The 26377-nt window shown below is 63.0% G+C and carries 22 protein-coding genes and 2 tRNA genes; 10 read left to right on the top strand and 14 right to left on the bottom strand.

Going from position 1 to position 26377, the window contains the following annotated elements:
- Window positions 1-6 precede the first annotated feature (6 nt).
- Entirely contained in the window at window positions 7-1023 is a 1017-nt protein-coding gene (locus JQ641_RS06630) for an amino acid ABC transporter substrate-binding protein (protein WP_211995164.1), read from the bottom strand.
- A gap of 861 nt (window positions 1024-1884) precedes the next feature.
- Here JQ641_RS06630 and JQ641_RS06625 point away from each other — a divergent pair.
- From JQ641_RS06625 to JQ641_RS06610, 4 genes are read left to right on the top strand one after another with little or no spacing between them, the layout of a single operon-like run.
- A complete protein-coding gene (locus JQ641_RS06625) occupies window positions 1885-2334 on the top strand; it encodes an RcpC/CpaB family pilus assembly protein (RefSeq protein WP_211995162.1) in 450 nt (149 codons plus the stop codon).
- Between the two features lie 17 nt (window positions 2335-2351).
- Complete coding sequence (locus JQ641_RS06620; protein ID WP_502754932.1) at window positions 2352-3848, top strand: type II and III secretion system protein family protein; 1497 nt, start codon at window positions 2352-2354, stop codon at window positions 3846-3848.
- Between the two features lie 38 nt (window positions 3849-3886).
- Window positions 3887-4624: a CpaD family pilus assembly protein gene (locus JQ641_RS06615; RefSeq protein ID WP_211995160.1), complete on the top strand. Its 738-nt coding sequence runs from the start codon at window positions 3887-3889 to the stop codon at window positions 4622-4624.
- Window positions 4621-5904: a CpaE/TadZ family protein gene (locus JQ641_RS06610; RefSeq protein ID WP_211995159.1), complete on the top strand. Its 1284-nt coding sequence runs from the start codon at window positions 4621-4623 to the stop codon at window positions 5902-5904. The genes JQ641_RS06615 and JQ641_RS06610 overlap by 4 nt, the downstream gene beginning before the upstream one ends.
- Window positions 5905-5954: 50 nt before the next feature.
- Here the strand turns inward: JQ641_RS06610 and JQ641_RS06605 are convergent, their stop codons facing one another.
- On the bottom strand, window positions 5955-6785 hold the full coding sequence (locus JQ641_RS06605) for a tetratricopeptide repeat protein (RefSeq protein WP_211995158.1): 831 nt from the start codon (window positions 6783-6785) through the stop codon (window positions 5955-5957).
- Between the two features lie 163 nt (window positions 6786-6948).
- Window positions 6949-7197 (bottom strand): PilZ domain-containing protein, encoded by a 249-nt coding sequence (locus JQ641_RS38645; RefSeq protein ID WP_192735824.1) that lies wholly within the window; start codon window positions 7195-7197, stop codon window positions 6949-6951.
- Between the two features lie 314 nt (window positions 7198-7511).
- Between JQ641_RS38645 and JQ641_RS06595 the strand changes: the two genes are divergently transcribed.
- The gene (locus JQ641_RS06595) at window positions 7512-9203 is read left to right on the top strand and encodes a Na/Pi cotransporter family protein (RefSeq protein ID WP_211995157.1); all 1692 of its coding nucleotides are present in this window, start codon (window positions 7512-7514) and stop codon (window positions 9201-9203) included.
- On the opposite strand, the gene JQ641_RS06590 is transcribed toward JQ641_RS06595, so the two are convergent.
- The 6 genes from JQ641_RS06590 to JQ641_RS06565 form a co-directional block, all read right to left on the bottom strand.
- Window positions 9200-9538, bottom strand: a complete 339-nt coding sequence (locus JQ641_RS06590) for a lipid-A-disaccharide synthase N-terminal domain-containing protein (RefSeq protein WP_192735822.1) — start codon at window positions 9536-9538, stop codon at window positions 9200-9202. The two genes, JQ641_RS06595 and JQ641_RS06590, sit on opposite strands and share 4 nt — an antisense overlap.
- Window positions 9538-10281, bottom strand: coding sequence for a glycosyltransferase family 2 protein (locus JQ641_RS06585; RefSeq protein ID WP_502754931.1), 744 nt, complete (start codon window positions 10279-10281; stop codon window positions 9538-9540). The genes JQ641_RS06590 and JQ641_RS06585 overlap by 1 nt, the downstream gene beginning before the upstream one ends.
- A gap of 119 nt (window positions 10282-10400) precedes the next feature.
- Window positions 10401-11246, bottom strand: coding sequence for a phosphatase PAP2 family protein (locus tag JQ641_RS06580; protein WP_211995153.1), 846 nt, complete (start codon window positions 11244-11246; stop codon window positions 10401-10403).
- A gap of 1 nt (window position 11247) precedes the next feature.
- A complete protein-coding gene (locus JQ641_RS06575; RefSeq protein WP_211995150.1) occupies window positions 11248-12990 on the bottom strand; it encodes an ArnT family glycosyltransferase in 1743 nt (580 codons plus the stop codon).
- A gap of 96 nt (window positions 12991-13086) precedes the next feature.
- Window positions 13087-15198, bottom strand: coding sequence for a penicillin-binding protein 1C (gene pbpC, locus JQ641_RS06570; RefSeq protein ID WP_349628512.1), 2112 nt, complete (start codon window positions 15196-15198; stop codon window positions 13087-13089).
- A gap of 80 nt (window positions 15199-15278) precedes the next feature.
- Complete coding sequence (locus JQ641_RS06565; RefSeq protein WP_211995145.1) at window positions 15279-20486, bottom strand: alpha-2-macroglobulin family protein; 5208 nt, start codon at window positions 20484-20486, stop codon at window positions 15279-15281.
- Window positions 20487-20781: 295 nt separating this feature from the next.
- Between JQ641_RS06565 and JQ641_RS06560 the strand changes: the two genes are divergently transcribed.
- Window positions 20782-20858: transfer RNA gene (locus tag JQ641_RS06560), tRNA-Arg, on the top strand.
- 1355 nt (window positions 20859-22213) lie between these two features.
- Here JQ641_RS06560 and JQ641_RS06555 read toward each other — a convergent pair.
- The 5 genes from JQ641_RS06555 to JQ641_RS06535 form a co-directional block, all read right to left on the bottom strand.
- A complete protein-coding gene (locus JQ641_RS06555) occupies window positions 22214-22495 on the bottom strand; it encodes a DUF2934 domain-containing protein (protein WP_211995142.1) in 282 nt (93 codons plus the stop codon).
- Between the two features lie 1603 nt (window positions 22496-24098).
- A complete protein-coding gene (locus JQ641_RS06550; RefSeq protein ID WP_211995141.1) occupies window positions 24099-24275 on the bottom strand; it encodes a hypothetical protein in 177 nt (58 codons plus the stop codon).
- Entirely contained in the window at window positions 24272-24487 is a 216-nt protein-coding gene (locus tag JQ641_RS06545) for a hypothetical protein (protein WP_211995139.1), read from the bottom strand. The genes JQ641_RS06550 and JQ641_RS06545 overlap by 4 nt, the downstream gene beginning before the upstream one ends.
- Entirely contained in the window at window positions 24484-24777 is a 294-nt protein-coding gene (locus tag JQ641_RS06540; RefSeq protein WP_211995137.1) for a hypothetical protein, read from the bottom strand. The genes JQ641_RS06545 and JQ641_RS06540 overlap by 4 nt, the downstream gene beginning before the upstream one ends.
- Entirely contained in the window at window positions 24774-24971 is a 198-nt protein-coding gene (locus JQ641_RS06535; protein ID WP_211995135.1) for a hypothetical protein, read from the bottom strand. Before JQ641_RS06535 ends, JQ641_RS06540 begins: the two co-directional genes overlap by 4 nt.
- 81 nt (window positions 24972-25052) lie before the next feature.
- On the opposite strand from JQ641_RS06535, the gene JQ641_RS06530 reads away from it, so the two are divergent.
- The 4 genes from JQ641_RS06530 to JQ641_RS06515 all read left to right on the top strand — a co-directional run bounded on the left by JQ641_RS06530 (window position 25053) and on the right by JQ641_RS06515 (window position 26298).
- Entirely contained in the window at window positions 25053-25226 is a 174-nt protein-coding gene (locus tag JQ641_RS06530; protein ID WP_211995133.1) for a hypothetical protein, read from the top strand.
- Between the two features lie 12 nt (window positions 25227-25238).
- Window positions 25239-25871, top strand: a complete 633-nt coding sequence (locus JQ641_RS06525) for a hypothetical protein (protein WP_211995131.1) — start codon at window positions 25239-25241, stop codon at window positions 25869-25871.
- Window positions 25872-25905: 34 nt separating this feature from the next.
- Window positions 25906-25973: transfer RNA gene (locus JQ641_RS06520), tRNA-Ser, on the top strand.
- Between the two features lie 169 nt (window positions 25974-26142).
- Window positions 26143-26298 (top strand): hypothetical protein, encoded by a 156-nt coding sequence (locus tag JQ641_RS06515; RefSeq protein ID WP_211995129.1) that lies wholly within the window; start codon window positions 26143-26145, stop codon window positions 26296-26298.
- Window positions 26299-26377: the final 79 nt, after the last annotated feature.

Genomic DNA, 26377 nt, shown 5'->3' with positions numbered 1-26377 from the left:
TGGCGATCAGCGGATCGGCGGCGCGTACTGGATACCCCCCTTGCTCCAAAGCGCGTTGATGCCGCGGGCAATGCCAAGCTTGGAGCCGGCGCCGACGTTGCGCTCGAAGGATTCGCCGTAATTGCCGACCGCCTTCACGATCCGCGAGACCCAGTCCTTGGTAAGCCCGAGCTGTTCGCCAAGATTGCCGTCGGTGCCGAATACCCGCTTCATCTCCGGCTTGTCCGATTTCGCCATCTCGTCGGCGTTCTTCTGGGTAATGCCGAGCTCTTCCGCAGTGATCATCGCGTAGAGCGTCCATTTCACGATATCGAACCACTGGTCGTCGCCATGGCGCACCATCGGGCCGAGCGGCTCTTTCGAAATCACTTCCGGCAGAACCACATGATCGGCCGGGTTCGCGAGTTTCAAACGATCGGCGTAAAGGCCGGACACGTCTGTCGTGAAGACGTCACAGCGTCCGGACTCATAGGCCTTGACGGCCTCGTCGTTGGTGCCGAATGCGATCACCTCGTACTTCATGTTGTTGCCCTTGAAGTAGTCGGCGAGATTTTGCTCGGTGGTCGTGCCTTGCTGCACGCAGACCGACGCGCTGTTCAATTCCAGCGCTGAATTCACCTTCAGCGCCTTCTTCACCATGAAGCCCTGGCCGTCGTAATAGGTCACGCCGGTGAAATTGGCGCCAAGCGAAGTATCGCGCGACAGCGTCCAGGTGGTGTTGCGCGACAGCACGTCGATTTCGCCGGACTGCAGCGCGGTGAAGCGATCCTTGGCCGACAACGGCACGAACTTGATCTTGCTCGGATCGTTGAAGACCGCAGCTGCGATCGCTCGGCAAATATCAACATCCAGCCCGGTCCAGTTGCCCTTGTCGTCCGGAGACGAGAACCCCGGCAATCCCTGGCTGACGCCGCAGGAAAGCATGCCACGGTCCTTGACCGTTTTGAGGGTTTGCGCCGAGGCGGCCTGGGCCGAAAGGCCGGCGGCAACGGCAAGGGTGAGAACCAGGGATACGCGTTTCATGGGCAAGGCCTTTCAGGGGTCGTGCGGGAACGTTGGCTTGTCGTCCTCGAACGCAGTTGGGCCAACCCGATGATCCCCCACCGAAAAAAGCGCCAATCTGACCCGGCAGTTTGACACGCAATACGGTCGGACAGGGATCGTAGGTCGCGGCAGGCCCCTCAACGTGCGGCGACTGGTAGTTGTGCCGTATCACAATCCGACTGGCGAGCCGGGTCAAGGGGTTGACGGCCGACTTCTGCATTCTGTGAGTAACTAAACCGACCCCGCCCCCACCGTCCGGCGGTGTTTTGGCGATCTGTCGTGGCTGCGGCAAAACGTCTTTGATGGCGCGAACGCCTGAGTTTTTCGAACGTCAGACCGTCCAACCCGAAAAAACCCCAACCAGACCAGTCACCTCAGGCCGCGACGCCAAGGCCCTGGAGCACTACGAAAGTCTGGTCATTCCGCGCGAGTGCGCGAGTTTATTGCACCGCGACCAAATCGGCGGCAGGCAGCCTGAGGCTGCGGCTTCCCATCGGGCCCGTGAATGTCGATGACCTCAAGGCCGATCGCGACGGCAGCTTCGCGGTGTTGCAGGCCGTTGGCCAGCCCCGCGACTTCTCCAAACCATCTCGCGATCTGCTGTTGCACAGCGACCGATGACGGCGTGAGGCGCGGCGACCTCATCCGTAGAAACCCGTATTTTGCAGGCACGGACACTAACCGCACGTTCACCATGACGGCGAATGCCGCCGTTCTGGCCTCCAAATCATTGACCCCTCAAGTTCCCTTATACCATTGCCCCGTTAGTCATGGCGGGTGGGACGGCCATTGATGCCATGCGGATGATGGCGCCCGGCGTAAGAGTAGACAGTAAAGCGTATGAATGCTGCACGTATCTTAGTTCCAGCCATCGCTCTCAGTGCGGGCGGTGTTGCGGCCTATCTCGGCCGCGGATGGGGCGAGAACTCCGCCGCTGCCGAGCCGGTCGCGCAGCTGCCGACCGCGGAGATTCTGGTCGGCAAAAGCCTGCCGAACAACCGGGTCAAGGTGATCCTTTCCCGGCGCGAGAAAGGCCCGGACCGCGGCGGTCCCGAAATCATCAATTCGGAAATCATCCCGACCAACATCCGCATGCTGGCGATCGTCCATGCCCCCAAGGACAAAGAGGGCATGAACGCGCTGGTCGGCAAGGCCGGCACGCCGTCGCTGCGCAGCATCACCGACGTCAACTTGGTCGTGGGTGGATCCGACGACCAGGCCCCGAAGCGGGGCTCAAGCAACAACGTGGTTCGCTACGGCATTGCGAGCCAATCGACGGCACAGAAGTGACCGAAAGGACGCGGGGAATGAAGTTCGGGGGTAATCAGTCAGCGATGCGAACGGCTGCGGTCGGGGCCTTGTTGTTTTCGGCCATCGCCACGCTGGCGTTCAGCCCGTTGGCATCTGTCGTGGCGGCCGAGCTCGACAGGGATCTGGCCAGGGAGCTGTCCAGGGATTCGGGCAACGATCCGGTGACGACTTCTGCGATGGGCCCGGTCAAGCAACGCTTCCTCTCCCTCGGGGTCGGCAAGTCCGTGGTAGTCGACCTGCCGCGCGACGTGAAGGATGTACTTGTCGCCGATCCCAAGATCGCCAACGCCGTCATTCGTTCGGCGCAGCGCGCCTATATCATCGGCGCTGCGGTCGGCCAGACCAACGTGGTGTTCTTCGATGCCGACGGCCAGCAGGTCGGCTCCTACGACATCGCGGTCAAGCGCGACCTCAACGGTGTGCGGGCGGCGCTCCGGCAAACGCTACCGGGGATCAATATCGAAGGCGTCGGCGAAGGCGTCATCCTGACCGGCTCGGTATCGAGCCCGATCGAGGCCCAGCAGGCCGGCGACCTCGCCGCGCGGCTGGTCGGCGGTGCCGACAAGGTCGTCAATTCCATCGCGGTCCGCGGCCGCGACCAGGTGATGCTGAAGGTCAACGTTTCCGAAGTGCGACGCGACATCATAAAGCAGATGGGCGTCGATCTCAGTGCCAGCATGAATTACGGCACCGCGGTCGTGAACTTCAACAACAACAATCCCTTCACCGCCTACGGCCGTCCGCTGGTGGCTGACAATGGCCTCGCCGCCTCGAGCATCCTCAAGGGGCTGCCGACGGTCACCGCGACCATGCGCGCGATGGAATCCGCCGGCGTGGTCCGCACGCTGGCAGAACCGAACCTGACGGCGATATCCGGCGAGTCCGCGACCTTCATCGCCGGCGGCGAATTCCCGATCCCCGCCGGTTATTCCTGCGATCCCATCACGCGCGTCTGTACGACCCAGATCCTGTACAAGAAATTCGGCATCTCGCTCAACTTCACACCTGTCGTGCTGAGCGAAGGACGCATCAGCCTGAGGGTGATGACCGAAGTCTCCGAACTGTCGACCGACCAGGCCATTACCCTCAACCAGAACGGCACTGCGCTGACAATCCCCTCGATCAGGACCCGCCGCGCCGAGACCACGCTGGAAATCCCCTCCGGCGGTTCGATGGCAATGGCCGGCCTGATCCAGCAGCAGACCAAGCAGGCGGTCAACGGATTGCCGGGTGCGAACCAGATCCCGATACTCGGCGCCCTCTTCCGCAGCCAGGACTTCGTCAACAACGAGACCGAATTGATGGTTCTCGTCACGCCCTATGTGGTCCGCGCGGTTGCCCAGAAAGAATTGTCACGCCCGGACGACGGGTTTGCACCGGCGTCCGATTCCCAATCGACGCTGCTGGCCCGCATCAACCGGATCTATGGCCTTGCCGCCCGCGTCGGGCCGGTCGGCGCCTATGAGGGCAATTTCGGCTTCATCATTGACTGAGACGGCACGGCTCCACGGACGGGGATGAGGACAGAACGATGACAACCCAAACGAAGGTCGATCGCGGTCACGGCTGGCGACTGCTCGGCGCGCTGCTCGGCCTGTCCGCTGCGCTGGGGGCCTGCCAGCAGACCGGCGAGATCGTGACTGCGACCGTTCCCACCGATTACCGCCAGCGGCATCCGATCGCCGTTCAGGAAGGTAACCGCTCGATCGTCATTTTCGTCGGGCAAGGCCGTGGCGGCCTCTCGGCCCCGCAACGCAACGACGTCATGGGGCTGGCCCAGACCTGGGCCCGCGAAGGTACCGGCGCGATCATCGCCGACGTGCCGGTCAACACCGCCAATGCCCGCGCGGCCGAGGCAACGTACCAGGAAATCCGCGCGATGCTGGCCGCAGGCGGCGTGCCGTCAAGCGCGATCAGGCTGCGTCATTATCAACCGGATAGCCCACAAACGCTTCCGACCATCAAGCTGATCTATCCGAAGATCTCCGCCGTAGCCGGCCCCTGCGGCCTGTGGCCGGAGGACCTCGGGCCGAACATCTACGACACCGGTTACAATGAAAACCGGCCGTACCATAATTTTGGTTGCGCCACCCAACGCAACCTCGCCGCCATGATCGACAACCCGGCGGACCTCGAGCAGCCGCGGCCCGAAACCCCGGCCTACACGATGCGGCGCAACGCGGCCTTCGACAAATACCGCAAGGGTGTATCGACCACGACCACCTATCCCGAATCCGACAAAGCCAAACTGAGCGATACAGGTAAATGATCAGCCGCTCCCGAAAAGACTCCGAAGAAGAGCACGGCCTTACGCCGCCCGCCGATGAATACATTTCGCCGGCGCCGCGCGTGTCGGTGCAGGCGTTTTGCGCGACGGTTGCGACTGCCGCAACGGTTCGGTCGGCCAGCGAAGACCGTCGCCTCGGCAAGGTCAATCTGTCCGTTCATATGGGCGGCATCGCCGCCGCCATCGATGCCTATCACAAGGCGCCGACGCCAAACGTGATCATGCTGGAAACCGAAGGCTCCAGCGACATGCTCGACGGCCTCGACGAACTCGCCACCGTCTGCGACGCCGGCACAAGGGTCGTCGTGATCGGCAGCGCCACCGATGTCACGCCCTATCGCGAACTGGTGCGGCGCGGCGTCAGCGACTACGTGGTCGGGCCGGTCGAAACCCTCGATGTTGTGCGCGCGATCTGCAGTCTGTTTTCCTCGTCCGAAGCCGTTTCGGTCGGCCGGATCGTTGCCGTCGTCGGCGCCAAGGGCGGCGTCGGCTCATCCACGGTGGCGCACAATGTGGCCTGGGCGATCGCACGCGACCTGGCGCTGGATTCCGTCGTGATCGACCTCGATCTGGCGTTCGGCACCGCCGGCCTCGACTACAACCAGGACCCAATACAGGGCATCGCCAACGCGCTGTTCCAGCAGGATCGGCCCGACAGCGCGCTGATGGAGCGCCTGCTCGCGAAATGCTCCGACCGTCTTAGCCTGCTGGCGGCCCCCGCGACGCTCGAACAGGTCTACGATTTCGGCGCAGATGCCTTCGATGCGATCTTCGACACGCTGCGCATGACCACTCCCTGCATCGTGCTCGATGTCCCGCATCAATGGTCGGCGTGGACCAAGCGCGCGCTGGTCGGCGCGGACGATATTCTGATCGTTGCCGAGCCTGATCTCGCCAACATGCGCAATGCCAAGAACATGTTGAACGTGCTCAAGGCAGCCCGGCCCAACGATCGGCCGCCGCTCTATTGCCTCAACCAGGTCGGGATGCACAAGCGCCCGGAGATCACCCCGCGCGAGTTCGCCAAGGCGATCGAGAGCCAGCCCATTGCGACCATCCCGTTCGATTCAAAGATGTTCGGCATGGCGGCCAATAACGGCCAGATGATCCAGCAAATCTCCGCCGGTCATCGCACCACCACGATGTTCCTGCAGATGGCGCAACGCCTGACGGGTCACGCCGTGACCAAGAGATCACGCGGTTCGCTGCTGGCGCCGATCATGCCGATCATCAACAAGCTGCGCGCCGGCGGCAGCCGCTAAGGCGCGGCGGGCAGCGGGACTGGCGCACGCCTCCGCCCGTTCGCCCGCGGTCAATTCGAGCGTCCGGACGCAGCGCCTGGTGTCCTGCCGCCCATCTCGGCGCGCGCATTCTCCTTGCGCGACAGCATCAGCTTCAACTGCGCGACGTTCGCGGCCGCTTCCTCGGGCGGAAGGTCGGCCTTCGCGATCTTTTCAGCCTCGGCCGTGTTGCCCCGCAGGCCGACCACCAGCGCCAGATTGGCCCTCACGCGCGCATCATTGCCCGCACGGCTATGGGCGCGGCGCAACGTCTCCTCCGCCTTCGGCAGGTCTTTTGAAAGCACGTATGACAGGCCGAGATTGGACAGCACCGACGGTTCGTCGGGCGTGATCTTCAGCGCGCTCGAATAATACTGCCGCGCTTCCTCGAAGCGGCCGAGCTGGTCGAGCACCGCACCTTGCGCGGAGAGTATCCGCCAATCCGGATTGTCGGGGGTGTGGGCGCGGCCGAGCACGTCGAAGGCCTGCTGGAAGTTGCCATTGTCGGCGAGCGCCCGGCCGTAGCCGGCGAGCAGCGCCTTGTTGCTGGAATGGGCGATCGTCGCCTGCTCCAGCACCGCGACCGCCTGCGCCTTCTGTCCGGTGGCGCGGAGCGCCTTGCCGTATTGCAGGGCCGCGTCGGCATCCTTCGGGTTGGCGCGATAGCGCGCCTCGAAAACCTCTACGTCGCGGCGCGGGCCGGGCGCGCGGCTGGTCTCGGCTTTCTCACCGAGCGAGCCCGTGACATCCGACGACGTCACCGCGGTCTGGCAGCCGCTAAGCCCCAGCGCGAGAATCGCCGCCGATGATGTACACGCAAGAAGTCGCGCGAATTCAGATGGTTGGAACAATTTGTGGAACATTTACTGGACCCGCCCCGGCGACTGTCCAGAATGCTCACAGCTTAACCCTAAATTCGGGTTAAGCAGGCCCTCTTTGCGGTAATGGGCGGCCGCAATGGCCTGTTTAGCATCGGCCATGCGGCTACGGGCCGGGCTCTGATCCCGGCCTCGCCGCATTCCTCTACTAGTCGACGAATTGAGCGCCGAGTTCGCAGCCGATCCGCCATGCGAGCTTGCACTGGCGCGGCCGCTGACCGGTCGAGAAAATCACGGTGAACTCGGGCGGAATCTCCGGATATTCGGCGATAATCTTCACGCCGCCGTCCGACACGTCCGTGATCATGCAGTCGCGCGGCAAACCGCCGGTCCCAAACTGTATCTTCGCAAAGTTTCTGCACACACGACGTTCGCTTCTGCGGCGATTCGCTAACATCTTTGCCCCTGGCCCTGATCGAGAAAATTGGTGTCTCTCGTTTACAGAAGAATTGTTGGAATTGGCCTAGCGGAACCGATCGCAATGTAATCGAAATGTAGCGGTTGTTTTCCAGCTCTGCTTACCCTGCGCTTGTGCAGACACGCTCGCGGGTTCGGCAACCACGCCGATCGCGCCATCGATAGCTGCCTTTGCCTCCTGCCGGCACTTCTCAGCCACGGCCACGCCAGCAATTTTCGGCAAATTAAAGGGTTGATCCGCGGCCTTTTGGCGATAGCCTGAACTTTCGACTCGCGCTGCGGGAAACTATTCGCATGGGAACCGTCGTTCTTCTCGACCTGATGGTTGGCGTTGCGCTGCTGCTGTGGGGCCTGCACATGGTCCACAGCGGAATCCTGCGCGCGTTCGGCCCTGACCTGCGTCAGTTGCTGGCGAAGGGGCTCAACAACCGCTTCACCGCCTTTGCGGCCGGCCTCGGTCTGACGGCTTTGCTCCAGAGCAGCACCGCGACCGCGCTGATCACAAGCTCGTTCACGTCGGAAGGCCTGGTCAGCCTGGTGCCGGCGCTTGCCATCATGCTCGGCGCCAATGTCGGCACCACGCTGATCGTGCAGATCCTGTCGTTCAAAATCGCCGCCGTGGCCCCCGTCCTGTTCATCATCGGTCTGGTCGCCTTCCGCACCGGGCCACGCTCGCGCATCAAGGATATCGGCCGCGTCTCGATCGGGCTTGGGCTGATGTTGCTGGCGCTGCACATCCTGCTCGACACGCTGGCGCCGGCCGAAAACGCGCCGGGCATGCGTGTGTTCATGAACGCCATCACCGGCGATCCCGTGCTCTGCATCGTCGTCGGTGCCATCGTCACCTGGGTGGTGCATTCCAGCGTCGCCAGCGTGCTGCTGGTGATGTCGTTGGCATTTGCGCATTTCATTACACCTGTAGCGGCGTTGGCGCTGGTGCTCGGCGCCAACCTCGGCAGCGCGATCAATCCGATTGTCGAAGGCGCCCGCCGCGACAACCCCGCCAGCTACCGCCTGCCGCTGGGTAATCTTGCCAACCGGGTGATCGGCATCGCATTGGTGGCGCCGTTCCTGAACCCGATCGCGGAGCTGTTGCAGTCGTGGCAGCCGGACCCCGCCAAGGCCACGGCCCAGTTCCACATCGCGTTCAACGTCGTGACCGCGATCGTCTTCATCGGCCTGCTCGACGGCACGGCGCGGCTGTTGAAAAAGCTGCTGCCGACGCGCGTCCGGGAGACCGACCCGCTCCGGCCGCGCTATCTCGACGAGAGCGCGCTCGAGACCCCTTCCCTCGCGCTGGCGGACGCCGCGCGCGAAACGCTGCATATGGGCGACCATGTCGAGGTCATGCTGCGCAAGGTGATGGCGGCGATGATGACCAACGACCGGGCGCTGGTCGACCAGGTCTCGCAGATGGACAACAACGTCGACAGCCTCGACGAGGCGATCAAGCTCTATGTCACCAAGCTGACCCGCGGCAGCCTCGACGAGCGCGAGGGACAGCGGGCAATGGAGATCGTCTCCTTCGCCATCAACCTCGAACATATCGGCGACATCATCGACAAGAATCTGAGCGAGCTTGCGACCAAGAAGATCAAGCGCCGGTTCCAGTTCTCGGCCGAGGGCGCCGACGAGCTCTCGGCCTTCCACAAGCGCACGATGGATTCGCTGCGGATCGCATTCGGCGTCTTCATGTCCGGCGACGTCAATGAGGCCCGCAAATTGCTGGCCGAGAAGGCCGCGCTGCGCAACACCGAGCTTGCCGCCACCGAGCGGCATCTCGACCGGCTGCGCGAGGGCCGGCCCGAGACCATCGAGACCACCTCGCTGCATCTCGATGTACTGCGCGATCTCCGGCGGATTCACTCCCATATCTGCTCGGTCGCCTACCCCGTGCTCGATGCCGCCGGTGAACTGGCGGCCTATCGTGCTACCGAAAGCGAAATGGCGGCGCTGCCCGCACCGGCCGCGGGACGCAGCGGTTAGCGATCCAGCGTCTTCGACGCGCTGGCGCGGTTCTTCACGATCAGCATGATGTTTCGGATGTAGATGATGGTGGCCAATGACTGGCCGAGGATAATGACGGGTTCGCGTTTGGCGACGCCGTAGACCAGCGTCATCATCCCGCCGCCCATCGAGAAGAACCAGAACGCCATCGGCACCACGCTCTGTCCGGCGCGCTCGCTCGAGATCCACTGCACCAGGAAGCGCGCGGTGAACAGCAATTGCGCGACCAGGCCGAACGCCAGCCAGAAATCGAACTTGGCGACGAAGACGTCGTAAAGGTAGTCGCCGAGCGCCTGCCCGTATTGAATCAGCATCAGGTCACCTCGGTCGCAACGGGCGTCGACTTCTTGCGGCGGATCAGCCACCAGACGCCGGCCAGATCCATGATCCCGATCCATAGCCGGTCAAAGAAACCGTAATTTGATACGCCGGAATGGCGCGGGCGGTCGATCACATCGACGTAAGCGATGTCAAAACCTTCGCGGCGCACCAGCGCCGGCAGGAAACGATGCAGCCCGTCGAAATAAGGCATCGACAGGAATACCTCGCGCGGAAATGCCTTCAGCCCGCATCCGGTGTCGCGGGTGCCGTCGCGCAAAATCCCGTTGCGCACGGCATTGGCGATCCGCGACTGCATTTTCTTGAAACCGGTGTCCTTGCGTCCGACCCGCTGGCCCGCGGCAAGGCCGATGCGGCCGCCGCCGCTCTCGACCGCCGAAATCAGTTCCGGCAGAAACGCCGGATTGTTCTGTCCGTCGCCGTCCAGCGTCGCCACGATGGCGCCGCGCGCCGCGCGAACGCCGCTGCGCACCGCCGCCGATTGTCCGGAGGATTTTTCATGCCGCAGCTGCCGGAGATTGCCGTGCACCTTCATCAGCGCTCTGAGCCGCTCGGCAGTGGCATCGGTCGAGCCGTCATTGACATAGATGATCTCATAGGCCCAGCGACCCTCCAGCGCGGCCGTGATTTCCGTAATCAGCGGCGCGACGTTGTCGGCCTCGTTGCGCACGGGCACAACGATGGAAACGGCCACCGCGGCTTGGTCGGAAGAAGGCAAATCGGCACTCATCGGTTGGGCTGGGGTTGGGTCGGCTTGCATAGTCCTGAAGCCACGGAACTGAAGCCTTGGAACTGAAGCTGGAACCGGTTCCGTCAGGCGCTTCGCGGCGTCCGCTTTTATGGGGCGAATGGGCCCCGGGCAACCCTTTTGAGGCGTCCCGACGAGGGTCCAACCAGTGCCACAATGGTGCCGTCCTGGTGGATCGCAAAGCCGAGTCTGCGGGCGGCAAACCAGTACCGTACGAACATCGCCCCGATCGTGCCAACCAGCGCGCCTGCGACCACGTCGCTTGGATGATGGGCCAGCAACACCAGACGGGTTGCACAGATGACGAGGGCGTAGACGAGCATCGTGGTCCGCGCCTGCGGCCACAACGCCGACACGGCAAAGGCCAGCGCGAAAGCGCAGGTCGCATGGCCCGAGGGGAAGCTTGAATAGGCCCCCGTTCCGTTGAAGTGCGAGAAATGGAACACGTTGCCTTCGCCGCCGACGAACGGCCGGCCGCGGCCGACGGCCCATTTGATGACTTCGGTAATCAGCGCGGACACCATCACGGCGCAGAACAAAAACTGCAAACGGGTGCCGAGACCGAGCAACAGGGACCGCTGAATGCCTCGGAACGCGGGTGCTGCTATCGCAACCAGGATCAACAGCGCGCCAAGCGCCGCCAGCACATATTCATCCTTGCCGAAATCGGTGACAATGCGCATCCACCACAGCGAGGGCGTGCCTCGCTTCGGCATCTGGCCGATCTCCCAGGCATCGAGCACGAACATCAACGCGATGATGGCGGCGCCAAGGCCGGCTGACAGCAGCAACGCGTGACGCGCCGCCCGGCGCCCCGCCTCGGCCCGCCGCGAGTGCGACGGCGTACGCACGAGCTGGGCCAGCGAGCGCCATCCGAGCACCACAAAGCGCGAAAGATAGTTTTGGGGTTCGGCGATGACGGTCGGCGCTGGCATCTTATTCTGTGCCTTCGGAACGGAAGATGGCGATTGAAACCGCCTTGCCCTGCGAGATGTTATAACCCTCGACACGCGTCGCCACGTTATAGCGCAGCCCGATCGCTTCGGCACGCTGGACAAAACCGCGCTCCGAGCGCGATTCCACCAACGCAAAGCGGCAGGTGCCCTGTCCCAGGAAATCCGCGGCGCCCGATCCGTCGGTCAAAAGCGTACTGGTTCCGGTCATGAAGACGAGACTTGGTTCGTGGAATCCTGCAGCCGCGGCCTTCGGTCCGACGCAGACGACGTTGCGCAGCGCTCGCGCGATGCCTGCGCTTGGAAACAGCGTAGTCAGCGACGGCAACACGATGCCATAGACGGCGATCGCCAGGCACATCGCTGCAAACACGGCATGCAACAGCGAGCGCTCGGCGCGGCTTTCCTCGAAAAGCCACCAGGCGAACAGGCCGAAGATCATCGCCGCCGCCAGCACCGGCCAGGCCGGAAACACCGGCTGATGCGTCAGCTTGATCGCCGCAACGATCGCGATCACGGCCGTACTCGCGGGGACTACGAACCACCAGGCCGCGCCGCGCCTCAGCCAGGAGCGCGACAACACGCGGCGCTCCAGCGCCCCGACGGTCAGGATGGCGATGGCCGGGTAGAGCGGCAGCACGTAGTGCGGAAGCTTGGTCATCACCAGTTCGAACACGATCCATGACGGCACCAGCCAAGCCAGCAGATACTGCGCGCCGGGCTCGCGCCGGGCCCGCCATACCGCCGGAGCCGCCATCCCCGCCAGCGGCGCACCGGGCCAGAACGTGACCCAGAACAGCAGCAGATACAGGCCGGGCGGCGCGCCATGCGACTCCTGCGCGGCGAGCTTGCTCAGCATGTCGCCGCCGAGCGAATTGGTGAAGAACGCATCGCCCGCGCGCCAGAAAATCGCGACGAACCACGGCAGGACTAGTACCAGCGTCCACATCAGGCCCCAGACCGGGCGCATGCGCCACAGCCAGACCGCCGAGCGGTCGAGGATCGCCAGCGCCGCGATGGTCAATCCCACGAACATCAGGATCAGCGGGCCCTTGAGCAGGATCCCGCCGGCCAGTGCGGTCCAGAAAATCGCCGGCGAACTCCAAGGCGGCCGCGCCGGATCCTCGCCACGCTGCCAGGACAGGTAGACCCGCGCCATCGCGCCCATCACGGCGATTACGGTGAGCAGCAGCATCGCGTCGGTCTTGGCCAGCCGCGCTTCGGCGCCGAGCAAGACGCAGCTGCACATCATCAATGCCGCCAGCGCGGCGCCGCTCCGGGTCACGAACGCGAGCGCCGTCCAGTAGGTCAGCAGGACCGCGCCGATCGCGCCGATAAGCGAGGGAACGCGATAGAGCCAGATGCGCAATTCGGCCCGCGGCAGACCGAGCTTTGAGGCGGTTTCGACCACGGCGGCCTGCATCCAGTAAATGCCGACCGGCTTCTTGTAGCGGACGTCGTCCTGAAAGCGGATGTCAACGTATTCGTCGCTTTCGACCATCTGCTTGGTCGCCTGCGCAAACCGCGCCTCATCGCGGTCGATGGCCGGAATCGTGAAGAAACCGGGCACGAAAAGCACGATGGCACACAGCGTCAGGAAGGTGATCGCGCGGAAATGGCTTGCCGTGGCGAAGTCAAACGCGGCGAGCAGCCTGCGGCTGGAATTCGCAGGTTTCACAGACTGTTGGCCTGCTCCAAATCGCCGGGGTTGCACGGTTTCAACCATCTTGTTCGCATACGATGAAACCGCACTGCAAACAACACCGCAGTTCCCGCTATTCGGCGGTGTCCCCGGCCCCCTGATCGGTCAAATTGTACCTGTTCATTGCACCCGGATCACCACCGTGTCGGCGGCGCCGGTCGCGTCGATCACCGTGAGGCGCGCAAAGCCCGGTCCGGGCGGCTCGACCAGGCGTTGACGCCGGCTGCCGATCTCGCCGACCGCGATACCGTTCACCAGCATGGTCAGCGGCAGCACGCCGCCGGCGACCTTGACCGGCATCGCCGAGAATTGCCCATCGTTGGAACGGTCGACGTCGATCCGTGAACCGTTCAGCGGAAACTGGATGCGCGGCGCCTGATCACTGCCGGTGCGGACCAGTTCTCCGACGGGGCGGAAGCGCCGGAGCGGCACCGGGAGCTTGGCGTTACCAGCGATCAGCGCGCCCTTCGGCGGTTTCGGCAATGCCGCCGGTATCTTTCCGGTGCGGGCGAAAGCGTCGAACAGGATCGGTGCGGCGGCGGTACGGCCGGCCAGCCCGGCCACCGGCGCGCCGTCGGGACGCCCGACCCATACGCCGATGGTGATGCGGCCATCGAAGCCGACCGACCAGGCGTCGCGATAGCCGTAGCTGGTGCCGGTCTTGAAGGCGATCCGGTTGTGCACGCCGTTTTCCGGCGGCGGCGTACCGATCAGGACGTTGCCGACCTGCCAGGCGGCGGCCTGATCCATCAAGCGCATCGGATCGCGCTCGTCCTTGTCGATCATGATCTCACGCAACGGCTTTGTGGTGCCGAGCCGCGCCAGCCCCGCATAGAGCTGCGCCAGATCCTGCAGGGTAACGCCGACGCCGCCGAGTCCCATGGCAAGGCCCGGCGCCTCGTCCTTCGGCAGCACCAGATTGCCGCCGGCCTGCTTCAGCCGCGACGACAGCCGGCTCGAGCCGACGCGGTCGAGCAGCGCGATCGCCGGCACGTTCAGCGACAGTTGCAGCGCCTTGCGCACGGGAACCGTGCCCTGAAACGTCATGTCGAAATTTTCGGGCGCGTAGGAGCCGAACCGGATCGGGCGATCGTCGATCAGGCTCTCCGGATGCACAAAGCCGTCTTCGAAGGCGAGACCGTAGATGAAGGGCTTTAGTGTCGATCCCGGCGAGCGAACCGCGCGGGTCATGTCGACTTGCCCGGCCCGCCGCTCGTCGAAATAATCGGACGAGCCGACCCGCGCCAATACGTCGCCGCTTTCATTGTCGACCGCAATCATCGCGACCGAAATGTTCGGCCCCTGCGCGATCGCGCGGTCGCGCGCCAGCGCTTCAAGGGTCTTCTGCAGACCTGCATCCAGCGTCAGCTTGATGACCGGCGTATCCTTCACGGTCGCGACCGCCTGATCGGAGGAATGCGGCGCCAAGATCGGCATCGGCTTGCGCAGCCGGGGCACGGTGACGGCCTTGGCCTGAACCGCATCCTCTTCGGTTACGCGCTGCTCATTCACCATGCGTTCCAGCACGCGATCGCGCGCGGCGCGGGCGACTTCGGGATGGCGGTCGAGGCGGCGCGTCTCCGGCGATTGCGGCAGCGCCACCAAAAGCGCCGCCTCCGCCAGCGACAGTCGCTTCGGCTCCTTGCCGAAATACGCGATCGATGCCGCGCGGACGCCCTCCAGATTACCGCCAAACGGCGCCAGCGCCAGATAGAGATCGAGGATCTGGTCCTTGTTCAATTGCCGCTCGATCTGGACCGCGCGCACCATCTGGCGCAGCTTGGCGTAGACCGAACGCTCGCGCCGCGGCTCCATCAGCCGCGCCAATTGCATCGTGATGGTTGAACCGCCTGACACGATGTGGCCGCGCGTCACCAGTTGAAGCGCGGCGCGGCCGAGCGCCAGCGGATCGACACCGCGATGGGAATGGAAGCGGCGGTCTTCATACGCCAGCAGCAGCTTGAGATATCCGGGGTCGACGCCGGTCCTGGCATCGACCGGCAACCGCCAGCGGCCGTCGGCCATCGCATAGGCGCGCAGCAATTTGCCGTTGCGGTCGACGATCGAGGTCGAGACCTTGCGCGCCTGCTCCAGCGGCAGCGGGCCGAGCGACGCGACCCAGCCGGCGAAGATGCCGGTCGTGGCGACGAGAACGACAGCCACCGCCGATACGATGCGAATGATGCGTCGTTTCCTCACTCCGTCATGGCCGGGCTTGTTCCGGCCATCCACGTCTTGCTTTCCGGCCACAGAAGTCGTGGATGCCCGGGACAAGCCCGGGCATGACGGAGAGTTTTTGCCGGACGAAGCACTCATTTGGCCGGACGCACCTCCACGGTGCCGGTGCCTGTGCGGCCATAGCGCGAGGGGTTGTACATGTCCTCGACATAGGCCTGCGGCAGCACGTATTTGCCGGGGGAAACCGCGCGCACGACATAGGCGACGGTGAACACCGCCGTATCGTCGCTGGCGCGATCGATGGCCGCGGTGAAGCGGTCATCACGGAACTCGGTATTCTCGGGCTCCTCGCCGTCCTCGGTCCAGTCCAGCGTACCTTTGTCGCCGGAAGACACCAGGCGCGGGTTGTCGATCTCGAGGCCGGCCGGGAGATAATCGGCCACCATGATGTGCCCGTATTCCGGCTTGGCCTCGGTGATCTTCAGGACGACCGCGAAGCGATCGTTCTGCTTGGCCTTGCTGATATCGGCGGGCTTGCCGTCGAGCGTGAAGTAATTGCGCTCGACCTTGAAGCCGTTCGAGGCCGCCGGCTCCGGCGTGACCGGCGAACCCGAGACCGAGACCACGGCCTGTACCGGTGCGTCGCCGGTATTGGTGATCTTGACCGGCTTGCCGACCATCTGCTCGGCCTTGTAGCTGCGATAGGCCGCCGTCTTAATGGGCGAACCATCGATATCGAGCGCCATCGTCTCCTTCGAGAGCGCGCGCGAGGCCAACACCAGCCAGGCGTTTTCCTGCGTCGAGGTGTAGGGCGAAAGTCCCCGCGCCACTTCGACCCGCTGCACCGCCTGCGTCAGCGTCGCCCGCGGCGCGTTGCCTTCGCTGGCGAGCGAGACCAAAGCTGCGGCATCGCGCAAGGCGCTGCCATAGTCGACCCGGCCGAACTCGATCACAGGCTTCGGTGCCAGTGCATCGAGCGCTGCGCCGTAGACGCGCTCCGCCCTCGCCTTGTCGCCGACCAACGCCAGCGCCGCCGCCAGTTGCGACTTCGCAATCGGCGTCGCCAGATTGTTCAGCTTGGTGTCGGCGAGATAGCGCAGGTCGCCGATCGGGGCGGCGCCGTTGCGGGCGAGCACGTAGAGGCCGTAGGCCAGGTCGCGGCCGCCGTCCTTTTCGGGCTCGTTGGCGTTGACCACGGAGTTGCGGATCCGGTCGAGCGCGCTCTTGAACAGCACATCCGGCACCGCAAAGCCCTTCTCACGGGCGCGGGTCAGGAAGTCCGTCACGTAGGCGTCGAGCCAGGCGTCATCGCCGCCCGCCGACCACAGGCCGAACGAGCCGTTCGAGCCCTGACGCGCCAGCAGCCGCTCGATCGCGTCCCTGATGCGCTGATCGACCGCGGTGTCCATCGCCAGATGGGCGCCCGCGGCGAGGTCGTTGACGTAGAGCAGCGGCAGCGCGCGGCTGGTGATCTGTTCGGAACAACCATGCGGATAGCGATCCAGCGCCTTGAGAATGGTCGCCGCGTCGAGTGCGGTGGACAGGCTGACGGAGAGCGACACGCTGCCCGTTCCCGACACCAGGTCGGTGAACATGTCCGAGGTCAGCGTCAGACTCTCGCCCTTGGCCAGCGTCCGGATCGAACGGCGCGCCAGGACCTGCGTCGCCGCCTTGACGTCGAGCGCATAATGCCGCGCCAGCGCCAGGCCGTTCGGACCCTTGATGTCGACATCGAATTTGGCGGTGCCGGCGCCGCCGCCGTCGATCGCCAGCGACATCGAGGTCCGCTGCTTGGCGGCGAGCTTCACCGTGGTGCTGGGATTACCCGACACCTTCACCGGGCCCGTCGTCTTGACGTTGATGGTGTAATCGCCGGGTGCACCTTCAACGTTGTCGAGATCAAAGCTCATGGTGCCGCGGTCGCCATTGAGCAGGAAGCGCGGCAATGTTGCGGTCAGCACCACGGGATCGCGCACGGTGACGTCGGTCGTGGCGCGGCCCAGCCTTGTCGCACTCCACGCCACCGCCATGACACGGGCGGTACCGGCGAACTCCGGAATGTCGAAGCTGATCTCGGCGGACCCGTCAGGGCCGACCGTGACGATGCCGGAATAAAGCGCGAGCGGTTTCTGGGTGGGCGGTGAGCCCTGCAGCTCGGCGCCGGCACCGTCACCGCCGGTCTTGAGCTGGCCGCGGGTGCCCTGCATGCCGTCGATCAATTGCCCGTAGAGGTCGCGGATCTCGGACGTGAGGCGGCGCTGGCCGAGATAGAAATCATCCGGCGCCGGCGGCTTGTAATTGGTCAGGTTGAGAATGCCGACATCGACGGCGGCGACGACGATCTTGGCGTCTTCGCCGGGGTTGAGCCCGCCGAGCTTGACTGGAATCTTCAGGGCGGTGCCGGGGCGGACCAGCGGCGGCGGCGAGAGCGCCACTTGCAGCGTCCGGGCCTTCTTGTCGATGCCGAACCATTTCAGGCCGATCGCCCGTCCGGGCATCCGCAGGGCTGCGGCGTCGAGCGGACGCCGTAGCGTCGCCAGCACATAGGCGCCGGTGCCCCAATCCTTGCCGACTGTCAGCTTGACCTGCTGGGTGCCTTCCCTGACGTCCACGGTCTGGGTGGTGAGCAGGCGGTCGCCCAGGACGTTGATGGTCAGCTTGCCGGCCGTGCGGACGTTGACCGACACCAACATGGTATCGCCGGAGGCGTATTCCGGCTTGTCGATCGAGGTTTCGAGCAGATCGGGGGTGTCGGCGCTGCCGTCCGAATACCAGCCGACGTCGAATTGGACCGAGGTGACCGGCCCGTCCGCCTCAGATGATTTGACGTCCAGGCGATAGCGGCCGGGCTGCGGCGCCAGCGACACCCGCGCCGCCTTGTCGGCTGACAGCCTCAGGTCGCCGTCGGCGACGCGCGAGGTCGATTTGACCGGCTCATATTCCCAGGACGAGTTCTGCCGGTACCACTGGTAGCGGGACTCCATTTTCAGGAGTTCGTAACGCAGGCCGTCGCGGGGCAATTGCTTGCCGTCGGGGGCGACGAACACCACGTCGAATTCGGCCTTGTCGCCCTCGGCGACGCTCTTGTCGCCAAACAGCGGCTTGATGCCGATCAAGGGCGTGGCGGGCGCCACCGGGAGCACCAGCTTGCGCTCGACGGCGCGGCCACCGGCCTCCGCCATCCGGACGAAGATTTGCGCCTCCTGCGGGCGGGTCGAAGTTGGCGCCTTGGCCAGCGACACCGGGAACGTCGCCACGCCATTGGCGTCGGCCTCCGGCAGGTTCTCGATCGGGGTCCGCTCGTTGCTGGCGGTCTCCTCGTCGGCGACGCCGAACTGGTAGCCGGGATAGCCCGGCCGCCCGGAAGCGGCCGAGGTGACCAGCATGTCGCCTTCGAGCTGCAGGCCGGAAGCCGGGGCACCGTAAAGGAAACGGCCATCGACCTTAAGTTCAACTGGAACTTCAGCTTTGATCATTTTCTCCTTGCTGGAGATGTTGAATTCGATGCGTTCGGGGATGTAGTCCTCGACCATGAAGGTGGTCTCACCGACCGCCGACCCCTTGGGGTCGGTGAAGGCGCGCACCCGCCAGGTCCCGGTCGGGACCGCGGAATTGAGCGGAACCACCATGCTCCGACCGCCGGCACCCTGATCCGGCAGCACGGCGCGGCGGAATTCGACGCCATCGGGCCGCTCAATCACCAGCGTCAGCGGCCCGCCGGTCATCGCGTTGCCCTGCCCGTCGCGCAGCAGCGCGGTGAGATAGACGGTCTCGGTGGAACGGTAGACGCCGCGCTCGGCATAGACGAAGGCGTCGGCGCCCGCCGGTACCACCCGGCCTGACACGCCGCGGTCGGTGAGGTCGAACGCATTGGTTTTGAGGCTGAGGAAAGCGTAGTCCGACTTGTCGCTCATGACCGTGAGCAAGGCCGGCGACAGCCCGCCCTCGCCGCGCGCCAGTCCCGCTTCGAACAGCACGTGGCCGGAATCGTCGGTCTTGCGGGTCGCTAGGATCTCGTTGTTGCGCGCGATCAGCCGCACCTCGGCCTTGCCGACCGCCTCGGTGGACGCCAGCGAATTGACGAAGACGTGGATGCCGTCATTGCCGGAAAACGCCGACAGCCCCATGTCGGAGACGATGAACCACTGCGTCGCCAGCCTTCCGTCATCATCGCTTCCGGGGCCTTTGGCTGACGCCGTCATCACATAGACGCCCGGCTGCAGGTCGCCCAGCGCCTGGTCGACCGGGAACGCGGTAATGACGTCCTGGTTGAGCGTGGTGGCGGTGGCGAGTTCGCCGGTCCAGACCTTGACGCCCTTCTCGTCTCCGAGATCGCTCAATTGGTAGCTCGACAGCGTCTTCTGGAAGTCGCTGTCGATCACAGTATTGATCAGGTTGCGGTCGCCGATCCGGAACACGTTGACGTTCACCGCAGGCGTATTGACGCTGACCAGCGGGATGCCGCGCTGGCCGGTACGCGGCAGCACATAGGCGCGCCCGGTAAAGCGCACGAACGGCTTGCGGTCGCGGACATAGATGTTGAATTCGGCCGATTTCGGCAGGGTTTCCTTGACCGTGGACGGCAGGCCGGCACGCAGATTGATGTTGTAGCGCTCGCCGTGCTTCAGGCCATCGACGCAAAGCTGCTTGCCTTCGGCCGACAGCGCCGGCTTGTCGGTGCCGGCCAGCGCCAGGAACGGCGCAAAATCGACCCGTTTTGCCAGATCTTCAGAGAACTGGAAGCACGCCCGCGGTGAGGCGCCGTCGGAGTCCACGGTGTAATCCAGAAGACGAAAACCGTGCTGATCGCGCATCTTCTCATATTGGCCGCGCACCTCGGCGACCTCGCGCATATCGAGCGACAGCCGTAAGCTGTCCAGCGCCGGGCGCCAGAGCTTGCGGTCGGACATCGCTCGGCCCAGCACCGCCAGTGCATCGGCCTCCTCGGCGGCGTTGCCGGCGCGCTGATAGGCGATGTAGGCCGCGGTCGAGGCGCGCTCGAGCAGGAAGGTCTGTTCGCTCGAGCTTGCGGAGCGGATCTGGAAGATGGTCTTGGCGAGTTTGAGCCAGTTGGCGCTGTCCTCGGGCGTGGTGGCAGCGATCTGTCCGAGGATTTGCAGGCCGGTGCGGAAGTCGGAACGCTTGAAGGCGGTGTCCGCATCAGTTCGCAGCGTCGCGCTGGATTTGGCGACCGGCCCCGCCTCGCTCTTGATCTGGGCCTCCAGCTTGACCGCGGAATCCGCAAGATCGTCGCGTTTGAAGGCTTTATCTGCTGCCTGCGCTGCTACCAGGCCAAGCGCCATCGTGGCGCAAACGACTGCGGCGCGAACCAAACCGATCATGATGGAGCTCCTTGGGCGGACGACCGCCTCGTAACGGACGAAAAGTGCGCGAAAAGGTGACGGACTGATGGCGATGGAGGAGGCTTGCGAAAAAGTCGCATGCGGCATGGCTCTGGCAGTCCAAGGTCCCGAAGATGCCGCGGCGGGGGGGTGTACCGGCGCAGCATTGATTGATGGGCGGACCGATGGCAATGGTCCGCCGTCTGGCTTTGTCGCAGCCTGAAGGAAAACGGTTCGGAACAGACTTGGCTCCGAAGCGGATTTTTCATATTGGCAGTGCTAGAAAGACTCCAACGGTCCCATAGCTCAACTGGATAGAGTAACGGATTTCTACTCCGTGGGTTGCAGGTTCGAATCCTGCTGGGATCGCCAGCAAAAACCCTTGCAAATAAAGGGTTTCTCGCAATTCCGGTTTGTTCTTTTGGCAAAATCCGTGCTGCTAAGTGCTGCTACCCGATGCAAGCAAAATCAGGTGGTTACAGATGGCTACCAATTGTTCCGAGCAGCACGGAAACAGCATGGCGCCTTCGTGGTTTGTTCTAGGTCCGGTGCCGATCCAACTCGCGTTTTCTAGGCTCTCGCCTATCTAGTCCGTGTACGGGCCAAAGTTGATCGTCTTGGCTGCTGGTTGTGATGGACCGGCCTGGCGTCTGCCTCGGAATCGGCGGGTTCCGACTTCACATTGATTAGATGCCGCTCAGTACGAAAACCACGGTGATGTTTGCGTGCCCCGAATGCAGCTGGGTTTACCGCGCCATGCAGCAACGGCGTTCGTCCAGCCCACTTGGGATTTTCAAATGCTGGAATTGCAGTGCCGAGATTTACCGATGGTCGAGCTATTACGATTACTTGGACTGGAACCAGGTTGAAACCAATCGACCGATTTGAGTAGCGGCTCAAGCTCCGCTTAGCGGATCACCGACAAAAAAATGAGCAACCCGATGCCGCCGAGGCCGACGGCAATGGCGCTGATAAGATGTTTGGGCCGGGGCGTTACTTCGAATTTCATGCGACCTCTCCACTAAACGGGATGCACGACAACGGGTCGATGAACGCAGTTGTTTCGTGACAAAACGATGAAGTTGACGGTTGAGGGGTTTCTCCGCTGTGGCCGAATGTCATCATTCCGTAATTTTACGTGGCCGAACCTTTTCCCGGTTCCTGCATTTGGGTAGAACGGGCGCCGGGCTATCAGTGGGGTGCGTAATTGACGGGACACACTCAGTTGGCAATAACACCGCGGGACCGCTTTCTTGAGGCGGCGCAAAAGGAGCTTGCGGCTTTCGAACAACGCGAGCGCGAGTTTTCCAAGAAGGAACGGAAAGAACGGGCTGCTGCGATGCAGATGCCCGTCGATAACATCCGACTTAGCAGTCAGGCGGGGGCGCCTGTAACAAAACGGTCACGAACCGGAAGTAACAATTGAAGCTCATCCCCCCGTGGATGGACATCAAAGGTTAAACTTAAAGCCGCCGTTCGAGGCGGCTTTTTCTTTTCGTTTCGAATGCCACCGCAAAGTAGCCGGGCGCACCACCATCTGGGGTAGGTGAAATAGCGGGGCCCGGCCACTCGGCCGCACGGCGGTTGCGGCACATCATCCAACGTTTCATTTCTAAATTTGTTGTAAAATCATCGTCTAAGTTGAATGATTTAATGTTCTATTTGAGGGTGCAAGCTGAGCCTGTGCACTACTGATGACCAATCGCGCAACATTCGAAGCAGGTGGGTTAGTCGTTTCTGCTCTCTCTCTGATGATCCCGTTCGGCCTGCAGCCAGAACTCCAAGTCTCGACCCACCGGGCGGCCCTGCTGCTCCCAGAGATCGTGGGCACGCGCCCTGATTTCCTCTTTGGTCCGTCTCACCGCCAGGCGCTGCCGTAGCTTCTGTCTAAGCTCTTCGACCCAGGCGGTAAGGCGCTGATAGGTAGTCTGGTCGGTTACCCTGGAGGCTATCCGGGTGGCCTGCTCGATCTTGCGTTCAAGTTCGCGGGGGTCCTCGGGCTGGTCCATGGCCATTCTCCGTCCAATATAAGACGGCGACTGGCGCAGATTGTTCATTACGCCCGGGGTGACGTTTCATTTGGTCAACCGCCCGGATAACATGCCGGCATAAAAACAGGTCGAGGCTCCGACATGCACGACTATCAAGCCCGCCTAGAAAAGCTCAGAACCGATGCGGCCGAATGCAAACTGATTAGCGACCTCGCCACGGACCCGGCAAAGCGGGATCTGTTTGACCGGCTGGCCCTGCATCTCACAACCCTTGCCGATCAGGTTGAACTGGCGATGATCGAGAAAGTAAAGTCCGCAAGGGGGGGTAGACCGCCTGCCCGCCATCACCACACAGGCGGGATCGGGTCCTTTAGTAACTCAGGGCCAAAACGACTGCTGTGGCGAGCGGGATGGCGCTCGTGGCGCTTAGAACCATGATTAGAAACTCGCGCTTGGTTTCTCTATCCATGTGAACCTCCGGTACACAATACGAACGAGAGCCAGAGCGTTCCGTTCCCAAATACCCCCCGCCGACAAATGAATGCAGGCGGGTTCGTGTTTTCATATATCGACGCCTGAGCACCATCGGCACAAACGGCCCCGGCGCTTAGAACGCGCTGCACCAAAGGCCGCCAACCCAATTGGGGTTTTCTCCCGGTCGGGGGCTAAGGAATCTACCGGGAGCGCAGAGTCGATTCCTGCGGCGCCGGATCGTTCCTAACGCCAAGAAAAAGCCCCTCCTTCACCCGGCGGGGCAAGTGCACGCCTCCTTGCGCCTTCAAGGCGCCGACTATCGGGCACTAGCCCGTTTCGACCCTCGGTGGCCTAAGCGCGCTTCGCGCCGGTGATTTTCTCTAGCGCACGGAAAAGAAGAGCGCACGGACGAACCCATGCTCGGGTCAAAACCCTGGTCTCTTTCTCAGCTATCGCAGCGAAGAATTGGGCCATGATCCCGGCAACGTAGTGAACGTCGCGCCGGAACCTACGCAGTACCAAGCGGTACCTTGTCCTTGCGGCGACCGGCTCAGTGTTCACGGGGCCTCATTCGGGTGATGTCCGTCATCCACAACGGACATGCCCCTCAACACCCCGTCATTGCCACTTGTTCCCGAACTTCGCACTTGATGTCGGGGCCGTTTCTTTTGGAGGGCATGAAAAAGCCCCGCCGGTAAGGGCGGGGCTAAGTGGGTCAGCATCCAATACAAGGCCCGCGTGAGGGCCGCTGGCAGCGTATCGGCTTGACGACGCCCCGCAAGAAGAACCCGCCGGCGTGAACCTGCCGGAGGGCGGAATCATGTGGGGCAGCCCCGCAGTCCAGGTGCCAATTGAGATCGACAAGGATGCCCCGGATCATCTGGACGTTCCCGCCGTGCCGTGGTCAGGCGCTGAATTCTCAGAGCAATGGTGGAGCGTGATCTACGGCTACACCGACGAACAATGGACCAAGTTCTTCCCAGACAAACCGCTGAGGACAGGGCCGCCGGCGCCGCGGAGGCCACTGGGGCCCGGGCGGGTGCTGCGATTCAGAAAGCGGTCGTAACCCAGGCAATCAGCGACATCGCAAACAGCGTCAGGCCAAACCAAAGCCATTGCTGAGACGCTGTCTCTGGCTCGAGTTCGTTCATGTACCCTTCGCCTTCAGCCCTATTTCACAAATATTGCCGGCGTCGACTTCCTCCGCGAGCTTTTGCCACTCTTCCGCTATTTTGAGCCAGTTTGCCTTATCGGCCGGCGTGCGGGCTTGTAACGAGCGCTGTCGGCAATCGTCGGCATTATTGCGATACAGTTCGGCGCTCATTTTACCGTCACCGTCGCGCATCCCTTCAGAATAGCTTCCTTGTAGACATCTTTCAGCAACGGATCGGTTAGGATTGCATCGCCAGCATTGAAAGTGACGTCCTCGGCCCACTCAGCACCTTTAGGCAGAGCAGCCCTACTGGTCGCATAGGCCACGCGCGCGGGAGGTTCACCGTGCGGCACTTTCTCATGGTAGCGCCGCAGCCTGTTCATTCGGGCATCCCGTCTAGTTCAACGAGATAGGCAAATAAAATCTCATCAGGCGCCTTCGCCTCTTTGGCGGCCTCCCGATACGCTGCCATCTCGTCTTCGTTCGCTATCCGCGTCTTGATCGTTGAACCGGGCAGACAGAGCGGATCTCCGTTTGAAGAGAGCTCGTTGAGGTCCGATCGAAACCACGCTTCCCTGCATAGCTCGGCGGCTTCCCGGGCGTGACCGTCAAATGCCAGGATTGGCTTACCGTCGACTTCGACAGTGTAAATGAGCGCCTGCTTAGCCATCATTTGCCCTTGGTCTTCAGCCCGATCTCGACAAGCCGGCGGATAGCCTCGGGGCGGCCGGGCAGGTCGTCCTGTTTCCGGCGCCAATCATCGATGTTTTGCAGTGCGTCAACAGCCATGCGGACGTTGACGGCCTCGCTCTCGACGGGGGGCCTGCCACGTTTGGATTTTTTAGCGCTATTTATTGTTGACTTCATGATTTGATGGTGCCATAAAATGACGAACCGAGCAAGTGCTGGAACACTTGCCCGGCTCTAACCCAAGCCAAGGAGTACCCCATGGCCCGAGCTACCAATCATATAAAACTATCCCAGCTCATTCGCGACCCCATCGTTAGGGCTGCATTCGAGGCCGCCGAGCGTGACGGGCTGGCCCCGTCGCTGGTCGATGTCGACCACCCGCGCACGCTGAATGGTGGCGCAGTCGCGTCTCCCGTCCTCGAGACGGCTTGAGGGAGGGATAACATGATGAACCCATCCCAAAGCCCCTCAGGGCTCGACAGGCGCGCTTTTCTCCAAGCTGGGGCAGCCGCCGTTGCGCTTCCCTCTGCAGCCGCGCTGGTGGCCGCCCCCTCTGTCGCGCTCGCATCTATGCCAAAGCTGGCCGAGCCCGATCCGATCTTCGCGCTGATTGAGGCACATAAAGAGGCGGAGAGAGACTACGACGAGCATTGCGTCCTCGATGATCACTGGTGCGCCATCATTCCGCAGGAGAAAAGGATGAGTACTCAGTGGGGCAATGAGTTAGAGCTCGTTGAGACCGATGATCCGCGGTGGATCGACTTCAACAAGGAATCGATCTGCCGTTGGCAGAGGACAGAAGAACTCACCTACAAGCGGTTAAGCACACCCAACCTGTCTTTGGGCGGTGCTGTCGCGCTACTTAGCTACGCTATCGAACATGAAGCCGAGGGAACTGCCTGGCCCGATTACGTGTCAGACGCCGAGGGTAACCTCCTTGGGAGTTGGTCTTCATATCTCCATCACGTCGTTCTCCGAGCGCTGGAGCGCGCCACCGGGTACGGCCACCTGTTCGCCGACGCTGAAGCTGATCAGCGCGCGGCCGAAGGGATCGAATTGCGCCTTTTGGGGTCGTAACGGCACACGAACAGCACGAATTCGCCAAGTCATTGATATCATTGGACCCGGAGCGGATTTCTACTCCGTGGGTTGCAGGTTCGAATCCTGCTGGGATCGCCAATGATTTCAAAGGGATAGACAGCCTCATTCTCGAAAAAATCGTGTCGCGTTCTCTGTTGAAGAAAACCATTTGATATCAAGCCTTCCCGCTTAGTCCCGTCCAGTCCATGCGACACGGAGGCGACACAGCGGTTTCAGTTTTTGGTCTGCTTGTAGGAGACTTCCGCGAATGAACGCAGAGGAACGCGATATCCTTCACGAGTATCTTGGCTACGAGATCGACATGGTCGCCGGAGCATTAGAGGCTATCGCGGCAGGCCATCCGGTTTGGTTTCGGAGGATGAGTGCCGTTGAAGCCTTCTGGCTGCACGCCAGGACCTCCTAGAGTTTTTTGAGGATCGAACCATGGCGCGGTCGAACTGCCGCGGCTGGGCACTTTACCAACGGGAAGATCAACTATCAGA

Source organism: Bradyrhizobium sp. JYMT SZCCT0180 (assembly GCF_018130165.1).
In the GTDB taxonomy this organism is placed as follows: Bacteria; Pseudomonadota; Alphaproteobacteria; order Rhizobiales; family Xanthobacteraceae; genus Bradyrhizobium.
This window is presented reverse-complemented; position numbering and strand designations above follow the sequence as displayed.